Origin of the sequence: Brachyspira hyodysenteriae ATCC 27164 (genome assembly GCF_001676785.2) — a bacterium.
Taxonomy (GTDB): domain Bacteria; phylum Spirochaetota; class Brachyspiria; order Brachyspirales; family Brachyspiraceae; genus Brachyspira; species Brachyspira hyodysenteriae.
The window spans coordinates 2,722,986-2,737,529 of the sequence record NZ_CP015910.2 but is presented as its reverse complement, the minus strand read 5'-3'; the positions used below and the strand labels follow the sequence as shown (position 1 = coordinate 2,737,529).

12 protein-coding genes are annotated in these 14,544 nt (G+C 27.9%); 6 read left to right on the top strand and 6 right to left on the bottom strand.

Going from position 1 to position 14,544, the window contains the following annotated elements; all coding sequences use genetic code 11:
- Nucleotides 1-148 precede the first annotated feature (148 nt).
- Nucleotides 149-1,747: a peptide ABC transporter substrate-binding protein gene (locus BHYOB78_RS11925; protein ID WP_020064745.1), complete on the bottom strand. Its 1,599-nt coding sequence runs from the start codon at nt 1,745-1,747 to the stop codon at nt 149-151.
- A gap of 20 nt (nt 1,748-1,767) precedes the next feature.
- Nucleotides 1,768-3,375, bottom strand: coding sequence for a peptide ABC transporter substrate-binding protein (locus BHYOB78_RS11920; protein WP_020064746.1), 1,608 nt, complete (start codon nt 3,373-3,375; stop codon nt 1,768-1,770).
- Nucleotides 3,376-3,540: 165 nt separating this feature from the next.
- Here BHYOB78_RS11920 and BHYOB78_RS11915 point away from each other — a divergent pair, with 165 nt between their 5' ends.
- The gene (locus BHYOB78_RS11915) at nt 3,541-4,776 is read left to right on the top strand and encodes an RsiV family protein (protein WP_020064747.1); all 1,236 of its coding nucleotides are present in this window, start codon (nt 3,541-3,543) and stop codon (nt 4,774-4,776) included.
- Nucleotides 4,777-4,959: 183 nt separating this feature from the next.
- On the opposite strand, the gene BHYOB78_RS11910 is transcribed toward BHYOB78_RS11915, so the two are convergent.
- Complete coding sequence (locus BHYOB78_RS11910) at nt 4,960-5,556, bottom strand: hypothetical protein (protein WP_065203231.1); 597 nt, start codon at nt 5,554-5,556, stop codon at nt 4,960-4,962.
- Nucleotides 5,557-5,822: 266 nt separating this feature from the next.
- Here BHYOB78_RS11910 and BHYOB78_RS11905 point away from each other — a divergent pair, with 266 nt between their 5' ends.
- Nucleotides 5,823-6,974 (top strand): iron-containing alcohol dehydrogenase, encoded by a 1,152-nt coding sequence (locus tag BHYOB78_RS11905; protein WP_012671031.1) that lies wholly within the window; start codon nt 5,823-5,825, stop codon nt 6,972-6,974.
- On the opposite strand, the gene BHYOB78_RS11900 is transcribed toward BHYOB78_RS11905, so the two are convergent.
- The 3 genes from BHYOB78_RS11900 to BHYOB78_RS11890 form a co-directional block, all read right to left on the bottom strand.
- On the bottom strand, nt 6,971-7,834 hold the full coding sequence (locus BHYOB78_RS11900; protein ID WP_012671030.1) for a ribonuclease H-like domain-containing protein: 864 nt from the start codon (nt 7,832-7,834) through the stop codon (nt 6,971-6,973). The two genes, BHYOB78_RS11905 and BHYOB78_RS11900, sit on opposite strands and share 4 nt — an antisense overlap.
- Before the next feature lie 15 nt (nt 7,835-7,849).
- Complete coding sequence (gene cysS, locus BHYOB78_RS11895) at nt 7,850-9,274, bottom strand: cysteine--tRNA ligase (protein ID WP_020064952.1); 1,425 nt, start codon at nt 9,272-9,274, stop codon at nt 7,850-7,852.
- Nucleotides 9,275-9,613: 339 nt separating this feature from the next.
- Nucleotides 9,614-10,189, bottom strand: coding sequence for a hypothetical protein (locus tag BHYOB78_RS11890; RefSeq protein ID WP_020064954.1), 576 nt, complete (start codon nt 10,187-10,189; stop codon nt 9,614-9,616).
- Nucleotides 10,190-10,314: 125 nt separating this feature from the next.
- Between BHYOB78_RS11890 and BHYOB78_RS11885 the strand changes: the two genes are divergently transcribed.
- From BHYOB78_RS11885 to BHYOB78_RS11870, 4 genes are all read left to right on the top strand, one after another.
- On the top strand, nt 10,315-11,046 hold the full coding sequence (locus BHYOB78_RS11885; RefSeq protein ID WP_020064955.1) for a hypothetical protein: 732 nt from the start codon (nt 10,315-10,317) through the stop codon (nt 11,044-11,046).
- Nucleotides 11,047-11,173: 127 nt separating this feature from the next.
- Complete coding sequence (gene lgt, locus BHYOB78_RS11880; protein ID WP_020064956.1) at nt 11,174-12,112, top strand: prolipoprotein diacylglyceryl transferase; 939 nt, start codon at nt 11,174-11,176, stop codon at nt 12,110-12,112.
- 567 nt (nt 12,113-12,679) lie between these two features.
- Complete coding sequence (gene thiE / locus BHYOB78_RS11875) at nt 12,680-13,381, top strand: thiamine phosphate synthase (protein ID WP_020064957.1); 702 nt, start codon at nt 12,680-12,682, stop codon at nt 13,379-13,381.
- Nucleotides 13,345-14,277, top strand: coding sequence for a thermonuclease family protein (locus BHYOB78_RS11870; RefSeq protein ID WP_020064958.1), 933 nt, complete (start codon nt 13,345-13,347; stop codon nt 14,275-14,277). Before thiE ends, BHYOB78_RS11870 begins: the two co-directional genes overlap by 37 nt.
- The last annotated feature ends 267 nt before the right edge of the window (nt 14,278-14,544 follow it).

The following is a 14,544-nucleotide window of genomic DNA, read 5'->3' as shown; positions in this document are numbered from 1 at the left end:
ATTAAAATTTAATTAGCTGCTATGTAAATTATAAATTGATAAAAAAATAGAAAATTTTATTTAAAGAATGTTGACTTATGAAAATAAAAAAAGAGGCTTATAATAAAGCCCCTTTTTAATAAATAATTATTTATTATTATTTTATTAATTATTCTATGTAACAGTAATTGAATTTATGTTTTCCTAAAGCATTATATACAACATTTTTTAATTTAGGACTAACCATTAAAGTATATGATCTATGATAAAGAGGTATAAAAGGCATATCATCAATCAATAGTTTTTCTGCATCCATCATATATTTCATTCTAACAGCAGGATCAGCAGTTTTTCTAGCATTGTTAACTAAAGTGTTATAAGCGTCATTATCATATAAACCATAGTTGAATGTATTGCCTTTAACCATAATCTCAAGCATAGTCATAGGATCTCTGTAATCTGCATTCCAAGCCATAGAACCAATATCAAAGTTTCTTTCTAATAAATACTGAAGAACTAAAGGATATTCATCATTCTTTAATGTTACATCTATATTTAAATTAGATTTCCACATCTGCTGTATAGCTTCAGCAACTATTATATGAAGTCCAGGAGAAACTCTTATCTCTAATACAGGGAAACCTTCTCCGTTAGCATATCCAGCTTCAGCCATCAAAGCTTTAGCTTTTTCTACATTTGCTGTATAGTTGTCAGTATCTATAAGTATTCCTGCTTCTTCTCTGTACGGACCATTGATACCATCCATAGAAGGAGGAACAAAACCTTGAGCTGCTGCCTGTCCGCCCATAGTTACATTTGATACTAAATAATTTCTGTCAATAGACAAAGATAAAGCCTGTCTCACTCTTTTATCTTTCAAAGCATTATTTGTGATATTAAGAGATAAATAGAAAGTACCTACTCCGTCTTTAAGAGCAATATAATTTTCTGCTTTTAATTTTTCTATTTCACTAGAAGGCGGTTCTAATGCTGAAAAATGTATAGTACCTCCTCTAATTCCAGCAATAGCTGTATTAGGATCAGCCATAGAAATGAATTTTAATTTCTTAGCAACTGTTTCATCATTATAATAATTAGTTCTAGCTTCAAAAGTGATGTACTCGTCCATTACTCTTTCAGTCATTTGATAAGGACCATTACATATATAAGTTTCAGGTGATAAAGTCCAATCATCTCCATACTGTTCTATAATATCCTTTCTTACAGGTGCAAAAACTGAAACTGTAGTCATAAACTCCAAGAAGTAAGCAGCAGGATCAACAAGCTCTACTTGAAAAGTATGATCATCTATAGCTTTTACACCAAGCTCATTATAATCCATATTACCGGCATTAATCTCTTTAGCATTTTTTATTATTTCTAATAAAGAAGCATACTGTGCTGCAACATCAGGATTAACAACTCTTTTCCAGCTGTATTCAAAATCGTATGCTGTTACAGGTTTACCATCAGACCATAAAGCATTAGTTCTTAAATGAAAAGTATATGTCTTTCCGTCCTCTGATATATCCCAGCTTTCTGCCATACCGCCTGTAAGTTTTCCATCAGCACCTATTTTTGTTAAGCTTTCAAATGGATGATATAACATAGCAGAAACAACATTCAAACTATTTAGGCTAGGGTCTATAGTTCTAGGTTCTGCCCCCATATTAATTACTATAGCATCATTATTATTTCCTCCGCTTCCTCCGCATGACAGAACAAATAATGAAGCCGCCATTAAAAATACAGTTATTATTTTTTTCATATTTTTCTCCTAACATTTTATTATTTAATATATGAATAATTAAATTTATGTCTTCCTAAAGGATTTAATACCACACCATCTAATTTAGGATTTTTCATAAAAGAATCTGCTCTATAATATAAAGGTATAATAGGCATTTCTTCCATAAGTATATTTTCAGCTTTAGCCATAGCAGACATTCTTATATTATTATCTTCAGTTTGTTTTGCTGTTAATAGATTATCATCATATTCTTTATTAGCAAATCCTGTATGATTTACTCCGCCGCCGCTAGTCATAACATCAAGCATAGTCATAGGATCATTATAATCACCTGTCCAACCCATTCTAGCCATTTGATAATCTTTTTCTACTAAAGTCTGAAGCGTGATAGGGAATTCTTCCTGTACTAAAGATACATTAACATTTAAATTCTCTTTCCACATCTGCTGCAAAGCCTCTCCAACTAATACATAAATACCAGGAGAAACTTTTAATTCTATAACAGGGTAATTTGCACCATCAGGATAACCAGCCTCAGCCATTAATTCTTTTGCTTTTTTTACATTATTCTCATAATCATTAACATCTATATATTCTTTATTTTCTTTTCTAAATGTAGAGTTTAATCCTCTTACTTCAGTAGGTACGAAAGCTCCCGCAGGAACCTGTCCGCCTTTAGTAACATTCTTTACTAAATAGTTTCTGTCTATTGCAAGAGATAAAGCCTGTCTTACTCTTTTATCTTCAAAAGCTTTATTAGTGATATTTAATTCTATGTAATAAGTCCCTATAGCATTATTTGCTACTATATAACCCTCATTATTTAATTTTTCTATTTCAGCAGAAGGAGGCTCTAATGCAGAAAAATCTATTGTACCGCCTCTTATACCGGCAATAGCAGTATTAGGATCGCTCATAAGTACAAAATTAATTTGTTTAGCTACTTGTTTATCAGCATCGTAATAGTTAGTATTAATGTCAAAAACTATTTTCTCATCTATTACTCTTTCTTTCATTTTATATGGACCGTTTCCTATATATGTTTCAGGAGTTAAAGTCCATTGATCTCCATATTGTTCTATAATATCTTTTCTAACAGGCATAAACACTACTGTAGAAGCTATGAAGTCTATAAAATAAATAGCAGGATTTTCAAGCTGCACTTCAAGTGTATAATCATCAATAGCTCTTACTCCTAAACTATTATAATCCATATTGCCTGCATTAATCTCTTTGGCATTTTTTACTATTTCCATCATATATGAGTATTCAGCTGCAGTCTTTGGATCAACAGCCCTTTTCCAAGAATATTCAAAATCATGTGCAGTTACAGGTTTACCATCAGACCATTTTGCATTCTTTCTTATATGGAATGTATATACTAAACCATCATCTGATATATCCCAAGTTTCTGCCATACCAGGTCTTACATTATTATTTGAATCTATCTTTGTTAATCCTTCAAAAGCATGAAGTATATAAGATGATACAACGTTAATAGAATTCAATGTAGGATCCATAGTCTTAGGTTCAGGACCTAAATTAATTGATATAGATGAAATTGACTCAGTATTTGTTTCTGATTTTTTACCGCATGATATTATAATCAAAAACATCATTAAAAAAACAATTGATATCTTTTTCATAATACAGCCTCTATGTATAAATTTAAATATATAAATTTTATACATATTAAACTATAAACTTTATAATGTCAATAAAAAATTTCTCTATACAGTAATATTTTATATTGACAAAATGAACAATATAAAATATTATGTTTACTAACTTTTTAATTCAGGAAAACAATTATGATTAGAAATATTATTACATTATCTTTTATACTTTTAATAATATCATGTTCAAATAATAAAAATAATAACATTAATAATAATCAAACCAATACTAATACAATAGAAACTCAAACTAATGAATTAAAACAAGCTGAAGAATCAAACAATAATAATACAAAAAATGATAGTTTTAATACACCAAAAAATATAGAATGGATATCTCATCACAATTACTTAAAAAATGATGAAGGAGATTTCTTTTCTGTATATTTAAATGACAGATGGCCTGAAAATAACTCTGAATTAATGCCTAATTATGAAAAAATAAAGGCAGCTTTTAATTATAAAAATTTAAATGATATAAATCAATTTTATGATAAAAACAGCATTCTTGATATAACAAATAATAGAATATATGCAGAAGCTGAAAACGGCGACAGTATAGAAAGTACATATTCAAATATTACATCATTTAAAATGACTTCCAAATCATTAAATAGTTCATCAAAAGAAATAAATACAACTTCATCATTAAAAGCAGCTGTATATAACTATGCATATTCAGATGTTTCTGAAACTAATGAATATGGAAGTGCATCAACATTCTCATATAAAGATTCTATATTTTTGCTTATACCTGATGACACTAACAAATTAGAAGTATATGATAAAATTTCTTTTGATATAAATGAAGGTTTCAATCTAAATAATCTAAAAAGAAATGAAAATTTAGAATTTGAAGATAAAAAGGAAAGCATATCAAAATTATTTGAAAATGATATGAGTGATCCTTATGATGAATGGTTAACAAATTCAGCTGACAGCTATGAATCAAGTAAATCTATCAACATAACTTATTTTAATGATAAAACTATATCTATAACAAGAACTTCAACATTATATTTAGGCGGAGCACATGGAGTGTACAATAATTATAATTTAGTATATTCATTAGAAACAGGTGAAAAAATAGAAGCTACTAATTTTATAAAAGATTTTGATGATATTGAATTAAAAAGTATTATGAGAGATAAACTTTTATCAATAGAAGATAGAGATGAAGAAAGTTACTTAGTCCCTTTAGATGAAATAACTTTAGCTGATACATCTTTTTACATTTATGCTGACGGTGTGCATTTTGTATGGCCTATATATACTATAACAGCTTATGTTTATGGTGAAACAGAAATAGTTTTTGACTTTGATGAAATTAGACCATTCATAAAAGATGAATATTTATACATAATAGAATAATTTTTTCTTATTATTGCTAGCGATAAAGTCGCTGGCAAATAGCTGACAACTTCCTTCGTCAGTTATCAGCTGCTCCTTTATCGCTTTAAAACTTATAACATTACTAATATTTAATTTTTTATTATTGCTAGCGATAAAGTCGCTGGCAAATAGCTGACAACTTCTTTCGTCAGTTATCAGCTGCTACTTTATCGCTTTAAAACTTATAACATTACTAATATTTAATTTTTTATTATTGCTAGCGATAAAGTCGCTGGCAAATAGCTGACAACTTCTTTCGTCAGTTATCAGCTGCTCCTTTATCGCTTTAAAACTTATAACATTACTAATATTTAATTTTTTATTATTGCTAGCGATAAAGTCGCTGGCAAATAGCTGACAACTTCCTTCGTCAGTTATCAGCTGCTCCTTTATCGCTTTAAAACTTATAACATTACTAATATTTAATTTTTTATTATTGCTAGCGATAAAGTCGCTGGCAAATAGCTGACAACTTCCTTCGTCAGTTATCAGCTGCTCCTTTATCGCTTTAAAACTTATAACATTACTAATATTTAATTTTTTATTATTGCTAGCGATAAAGTCGCTGGCAAATAGCTGACAACTTCCTTCGTCAGTTATCAGCTGCTCCTTTATCGCTTTAAAACTTATAACATTACTAATATTTAATTTTTTATTATTGCTAGCGATAAAGTCGCTGGCAAATAGCTGACAACTTCCTTCGTCAGTTATCAGCTGCTCCTTTATCGTTTTAAAACTTATAACATTACTAATATTCAATTTTTATATTAATATCAACTATAATAAAAAATATAAAAGAGAGTCGTAGCCACAAGTAGGTTATTGTAGGCGACACCTGCCTAGGCGGACTTCGTCGACGAGCATAACAATAAATTTATATAAAAAAATAGTAAAGAAAAGTGGCTGGCAAATGTAAATATTCTAAAATGTATAAAATTAATTGACTATTAACATTAAAAATTAAGGTTAACATTTCCGAAGATATATAATAAGAAATATAAAAATATATATAATAGAAGAAGACTATGGCTATAATAGAATTTAACATACCAACAAAAATAACATTCGGAGTTGATTCTCTTGACTGCTTACCAGATGCAATAAAGAAATACGGCGGAAGAACTGTATTGGTTACAGATGGAGCATCATTCAATCAAACCGGATTAATAGATCAAATAGTGAATAAACTTAATGATAATTTTATAAATGTAATGGTTTATTCAGATGTAAATTCTACAAGCACAAGCGATGCTGCAGATATTATTGCCAATTTGGTGAGATATAGTAAGGCAGAATCTATAGTTGCTGTAGGAGGCTTCAAAATACAAAATACAGCTAAAGGTGCTGCAATTGTAGTAACAAATAGCGGAGAAGCTTCAGATTATATAAATGGTCAGCCTGTATATCATAAACCTTTGCCTATTATAGCTGTGCCTACAATATTAGGTTCTTTATCTGAAATAGCTACAGGTATGTGCTTATATGATAAATATGAAGAAGTAAATAAGCAGAATAATGAATCTAATGTATATGCTTCAAATTGTATTATAGACCCTACTTTATATGCAACTGTACCTGTAAAATATACTATAAGCAGTGCTTTATCAGTATTTGCTTTATCATTTGATATATATATGAGTAATACTCTTACAAGCATAACAGAACCTTTGATAGTACATGCTATGAAAATAAGTATGCAGGGATTAAAAAAACTTATATCTGACAGCAATAATATAGATAATATAACAACTTTGGCAACTGCAAATATGTTATGTGCTACTTCAGCATGTCATAGCAGTTTGGGTGCTATAAGAGCTTTATCTATTGCTATAAATAGCGTATATGCAGTTAATAAATCTATGGTATGTTCTATATTGCTTCCTCATATTATGGAGTATTATATTACTGTTGCACCTAATAAATATGTTGTGCTTTCAAATGTAATAGATGGAATAGATCCTGAAATGACACCTTTTGAAATTGCTAACCAATCTGCACAGCATATAAAGCAATTCCTTCATAATATAAATTTACCTACAAGACTTAATGAGATAAATATAGATAGAAGTAAATTTGATAAAGTTGCGGAGTTAGCATTAAAATATCCTGGAATGGATCAGCTTCCTAGAACTATGAATTTTGATTCAATAATGACAATATTGGATCAGGCTTATTAATCTTCGCTTTTAGGAGCATATTTATAAGGCTTTTTGTGTAAAGCATCAATTAATTTTTTGTTAGGTTTATAATGATCTACAGAAGGTAAAGTTTTATACTCTAAAAGCTGGCAATTATAGCTTTCTGCATATTTATTATATGCTAAACAAAGCAAATGCTCTAAATTAATAGTATCAAGTAAATTATAATGTATTAATGAATCTATTGCTGTTTCATCTTTAGTATCTTGATAATAATTCCATAATAAAACTGCAGTATATCCATTAACACCTTCCATGTCATCGCCTCTGGAAATACCTACATCTTGTTCTATTTTTTTAAGTCCGCCTGTATATCCCAAATCTTTAAGTACAAAACGCAAATCTATCTGAGCACATTTTATAGTTGTAGCAAAATATCTTTCTAAAAATGGTATATCAAAACAAGAACCATTGAAAGTTACAATTATAGAATAATTTTTTATATAGTCTAAAAATTCATGCTCATTTCTGCCATGCACAAAAACTTTCATCTCTTTTCCGTCATAACAGCCTATAACTGTAACATGTGCCTTAGACGGTTTTATGCCTGTAGTTTCTATATCTAGAAAAACGGTTTTATCCATAAGAACAGGATAAAGTCTATATATTATGGAATCCGGAAACCTTTTCAAAAAATAGCTGTAATTTTTTGAATTATAATTATATATAGATTTAGGAAGTTCATTTTTTAACGCTTCTCTCATGCTGCTTGGCATAGCATAATAATTTATATTCTTTAAAGTATCTTCCCAATCAACAGCACCTTCTTCCCATAGAAGTGTTTCTTTTTTAGGTCCTATACCTTCTATATGCTGAAATGTTTTTTTTATTAAATCCACACAATTCCTTTATATTTATTTTCTTTTCCACTTAACACCTTGAGGTGTATCCATTATCTCTATTCCCATAGACAATAACTGATTTCTTATCTCATCTGCCTTTTGATAATTTTTCTCTTTTTTGGCAATAGTTCTTTCTTCTATTAATTTATTTATTTTATCTTCGTCTTCATTATTTGATTTTTTATCAGTATCGCCCATATTAAAGCAGTTTATAATATTATTTACTCTCCCTATAAATTTTAATATAGCATCTCTTGTATTTACATTAATAGAATCAAAAGATGTATTTACAGTTTTTACCAAAGTAAATAATATTCCAAGTGCTTCGGAAATATTTAAATCATTGTAAATAGAGTCAGAAAACTTTTCATTAGAAACTTCTAACTCTTTTAATAAATTTTCATTAATTTCATTAGATTCAGTATTATTTATATCTTTTAATCTAAATATCAAATCATTAACTCTGTCAATAGCACTTTGAGACTGTTTAATTCCTTCAATAGTGAAATTTAATTGTTTTCTATAATGAGAATTAATAAGTGAGTATCTTATAGCCTCAGGAGAAAGTCCTTTATCAAGTAAATCTCTTAAAGTGTAGAAATTACCTTTAGATTTAGACATTTTCTCGCCATCAACTATCAAATGCTCGCAGTGAAGCCAATAATTAACGAACTTTTCATTAAAAGCAGCTTCATTCTGTGCTATTTCATTTTCATGATGAGGGAATTTATTATCAACTCCTCCAGTATGTATATCGAAATGCTTTCCTAAATATTTGCAGCTCATAGCAGAACATTCTATATGCCATCCAGGTCTGCCTTTTCCGAAAGGAGAATCCCAATAAACATCTCCGTCATCTTCTGTATATGCTTTCCAAAGTACAAAGTCGCTTGCATTTTCTTTATCATATTCATCATTAAGAACTCGTCCGGAAGCACCGTCTAATAGTTCCTGCTTATCCAAATTAGCCAATTCTCCGTATTGAGGGAATGTACTTATTTTAAAATAAACTGAACCGTCTGATTCATAAGTATGACCATTCTTTTTAAGAAGTTCTATAATATTAATCATCTCTTTTATATGATCAGTGGCTGCTGGGTTTACAGTAGCTTTTTTTATTCCCAATGTTTTTATATCTTCAAAAAATGCTTCTTTATATTTCTTTGTATAATCATTCAAAGATATATGATTTTCTTTAGAATTTTTTATAGTTTTATCATCGACATCTGTCAAATTCATTACAAGCTTAACATTATATCCATAATCCTCTAATACCCTTCTAAGTAAGTCGCTGAATATATATGCCCTGAAATTACCTATATGAGCATAATTATATACAGTAGGTCCGCATGAATACATACCAACTTCATTAGCATTAATAGGTTTGAATACTTCTTTTTCTCTAGTGAGTGAATTATAAAATACTATATCTTTCATATTAAATTTTCTTCCTTAAAATATAATTAACATTTTACTTAAAAGACTTTATTTGTCAAGGTGCTATTATTCATTTTTTACAAAATGATTTTTTATACAGTATTAATAATATAAAAAATCCCTCCTAAAACTTTTAGGAGGGATTCTCAAATTTTATTTATTAAAATAAATAAAATAATTTTCTAAATATAATACTAAAATAATAAAATCAAACAGCCTTGCTTTTTCTTATTACTACAGTAGCCTGCTCCTTATATTTAGATATTAGGCTTTTAAGGTCTTTTTTTACCTTATCTTCTGTTTGTGTCATTATTTAATTCCTCCTTGAATAATGATTTTTTAGAAGCTGCCGTCTCTCCAAACTTTAAAGTCTGGATAGTCCAATTTTTTGGATTTATCTTCATACCATTTGCATACAGCTGCTGACATATTAATAACGTAAAAATTAAATTCTGTCTTCCAACCGTCATTTTTAAATTCGGCAAATGATGGTATAAATTTATTATTAATAGAATTGTATATATTATTCTGTGCTGATTCTGTAGGAATATTATTATCTTTTATTGCTATTCTTAATATGAGATGTATAGACATACATGATAAAGTAGATGTAATTCTGCTGTATTCATTGAACATTTCATCTCTTGTATAATTAGCTGATAAAGTATCCATCCATAATTTAATTATACTGCCTAAAGCTTCCAATTGTTCTGGTGTAGCATTTTTATTCATAATGATAGCAGCATAATTTTCTGCCAATTGTTGGAATGTCATAGTGGAGTTTTCATCTGATATAGATATATCTGCAACATCTTCTATTTCCATAGATTTTATCATAGATGCAGCATTATCCTGACTATAGGCATTAATGGATATGAAACTAAATAAAACTAATAATAAATAAATTTTTTTCATAAAATATATTCCATTATTATAAATTCGTTTTATTTATTATCGTCATCAATTAATTTGTCAATACATTTATTTTTTATAATAAAATATAATTGTTGCATAATATAAAAAAATAATATTATTAATGTATGAAACATAATTTAAAATCCGATTTATATAAATTGGAAAATAGAGGAATGGCATTAGAAGATGATATCAATACAATGAAAAATAAGTCTTTAGAAGAGCTTATTTATTGTTTGAATGATGATAATGCCGTAATAAGAACATCTGCTTCTATCAATTTGAAGTATTATATAGATGATGATAATGTACAAGATGAATTATTGGTGCAATTATCTAAAGAAAAAAGTCTGTATACTAAGATTGCAATTTGCGAAACTTTACAAAGCGGAAATATTAATACTGCTGAAAAAATGACTGAATATCTTGGTATCATAGGAAATAATCAGTACAAAAAATTACCTAAAAAAATATCGTCAAAAAAATCATATCCTTTGCCAAGAGACATAATAGCAAGAACTTTATCTAAAATGGATATAAGTATTTTACCGGCATTAATAAAAATCTTAAAAAGCAGTAATTTAATAAAAATTTATGAAGCTTTAGATGCTTTCGGATATATGTGTTTTTATAATAAAGATTTACAAAACAAAAAAAATCTTGAATACATAATAAAATTAATGAATAAATATAAAGATGATAAATTTCTTATATGGAAATGTCTTACTTGTTTATCAGCTTTTAATCTTGAAAAAAGCAGAGAAATATTAAATACTTTTATCAATAAAGACAATGAAGATATTTTATCTTTAGAAGCTCAAAGGTCTTTGTCTATACTAAACAAAAAAACTAAATAGAAAATTATCCAACATATAAACACTTGATAGATTAATAATTTCAATGTATTATCTTATATTAAAAATCTGCTTTTATAAAAAATAATTAGTATATAAAAATAATTAATAAATTTTTGAAGGAAAATATATGATATATCCAGAATTTTTTACTCCTTATGTGTTTCCGCCTAACATACCAATACTAGGTGCTATAAGATGGTATGGGCTTATGTATATTGTAGGTATTTTAGTATCTTGCATAATATTATATTTTGTTCAAAAAAGAGGTTGGATAAAATTCAATCTTAATGAAAAAAACGGCGGTATATATGATATGGTTTTTTATGCTGCTGTTGGTGCTATAGCTGGAGCTAGAATTGGTTATTTTCTTTTTTACTCACCGCAAAGTTTTTTGACACCTTGGGAAATAATAGGTATTAATCTTGATAATGGATTTAGTTTCACAGGTTTCGCTGGAATGTCATTTCATGGCGGATTTATAGGAATGTTTATAGCATTATTTATATTCAGCAAAAAGTATAAATATGATTTTTATAATATCACAGATAACGGCACGCTTCCTGCTAGTTTATGTTTATTCTTTGGAAGGATTGGAAATTTCATGAATGCTGAACTTTATGGAAGAGTTACAGATTCTTTTTTAGGAATGAAATTTCCTTTATATGATGCAGTAGGCGGTTATGACAGATGGGCAGCAATGTTTCCGGCAATAAGGCCTTATACAGAATTAAGACACCCTTCACAATTATACGAAGCATTTCTTGAAGGTATTGTTCTTGCTTTTGTATCTTTTTTAATAGGATATTTAAGCGAGAAAAATAAAAATATAAGACCAGGTACAAGGCTTTGGGTCTGGATTTTCCTTTACGGACTTTTCAGAACTTTAATAGAACAGTTCGCAAGGGACATTACAGAATGGACAGTAGGTCCAATCACAGCTGGTGCTATTTATTCTATGCCTATGATGTTAATCGGTATTGTTATGCTTGTTTATATTTATACGAGAAAAGATTATAATCCTGCACTTGAAGCAAATACAAAAGAAGTTAAAAAGAATAAAAAATAAATAATTTAATAAAAATTAATTAATAATAAAGCTTAGTATGGTAAAACATATTAGGCTTTTATTTTTTATAACGCACGGTAAACGAAATCATTTATATAATTATTATGCCATTATTAATTTATTTATATTAATAAGCTTTATTCTGCGTGTGGTGAATATACAATAAATTTAAAAAAATCTTGGGTGGGCAGCTAAAATAACATATAAGATTAAAAAGAAAAGTAATACAAAAATATCAGAAAAAATTAAAAAGCCTAGAGGGTGGGCAAGTGAAGATAAATTTTAAAACTTAAATTACATACCCCGCCCTTTATTATTAATTGCTTTATTTTGATGTTTTAACTTTTATTTATTTTATTATTTAAATTAGAATTTAAAGCACCCGCCCAAATTTTAATTAGATTGAAAATTTATTTAACGCATGTTTAATTGAATTTTATTTATGGATAAAAATATGAATGTTAATCTACTAATATTTATTATTTTTATCTGCATGCGAATAACTTTATACTTTACTTAATATTTGAAAAAATATAAAATGTAATAAATAAATTTTAGGAATTATTTATGAAAGGTATAGAAGATATAATAAATACAAAAGATATTAATAAAAGAAGAGAGATTTTAAAAGAGAAATATTTTAAAGATTCAATATACTGTGTAACAGCAGAAGATTTTTCTAACGGAAGAAATAATATAGAAGTTGTAAAATCAATGCTTGAAGCGGGCATTAAAATAATACAGTACAGAGAAAAAGACAATCCTAATAAATATATGCGTGAAAAGTATGAGGAATGCTTAAAAATCAGAGAGCTTACAAAAGAGTATGATGCTTTATTTATAATAGATGATTATGCTGATTTGGCTATTGCAGTTGAAGCTGACGGAGTTCATATAGGGCAAAAAGATATGCCTATTGAAGCAGTGAGAAAAATAGTTGGCTATGATAAAATTGTTGGGCTTTCTACTACTAATGAAAAACAAGCAATGGAAGCTGTAAAAACTAGTGCAGATTATATTGGAATAGGACCTATATTTTCAACTAATACTAAACCTGATGCTAATGAAGCTACAGGAATTGATTATCTTGATTATGTAGTTAAAAATTTGGATGTTCCTTTCGTTTGTATAGGCGGAATAAAATTAAATAATATGGATTTGCTTATAGAACATAAAGCTATGAGTTTATGCATGCTTACAGAGATAGTATCTTCTGAGGATATAAAATCTAAATGCGAACTTCTAATAAAAAAAATGAAAAAATTATAAAGACTTGTATTTATACTATCATAATAATATTTGTTTTTATTTTTGCAATTAAAACTTATAATCTTAAAGAAAGCAAAGATTTAATTATTGACTCAAAATCAATAATAAGCATGATAGAAAATAATAAAGCAAGTATTATATATGATTGTATAAAAAACAGAGATAAAGTTTATGTATTGTATGCTGAAAATGATGATGACAAAAAATATATAAAAACTCATTTTCCAAGCATAAAATTTATAGGCAGGTTCAAACTAATTTTTTATACTTTATTTTTTAAAGACAAAATTATGTTTTATGCTAGCGATGATAAACTGATTGATAAACTTAGATTTTTTAAAATTCATTATAGCCGCGTAGTTTTGGATATTAACGATATAAACAGAGATGAATATTTAACTTTAAAAGATTCTTACAATACAAAACTTTTTCTCTCATTTACAAATAAAGATTTTTATAATATAGATTCCAACTATAATAAAGAGCTATCAAAATATTTATCAGATTTAGACAAAGATCATATAAGAGTGGTAGACGGCGACACTATAAAATATAAAGACAATTACTACAGATTCATAGGACTTGATGCCCCAGAACTAAAGCAGAACTATGGAACTAATGTTAAAGCCTATGTTGAAAACAAAATTAAAAATGCTTCAAATGTCAGCATTCTTGTAGGCTCTTATGATGCTTTCGGACGTATACTATGTCATTTATTTATAGATGGTATACCATTAGCATATCCTATGATGAAAGACAAGCAAGCCAAAGAAACCATAATGAAATACGGAGATAGTGGCTTTGTAACTATAGCAAGCAATATAGTTTATTTGTCAAAATTTCAAGGCAGACGCCCATTCACAGATCCTACCAAATTTAGAAGCGAGAACAGATAAAATATATAATAATTATATATTAAAAAAAAGTAGTTTAACTTAAATTAAAAGCTAAGCTCCTTTTATATACTAAGAATTTTTAACTTTGTTAATTTTTATGTTGTTCTTTTTCCCGCCGCACGCCAAAGGCGGACAGCATCAAAGAACCAAAAAGTGCAAATGTTTTAACTTTATATTTTATGGATTTTATAAAATGTAAAAATAATGGCTCTATTTTTTAATAAAAATGCTGTCTTCTTGAAACGTATACGAGTTTATAAAGTATAT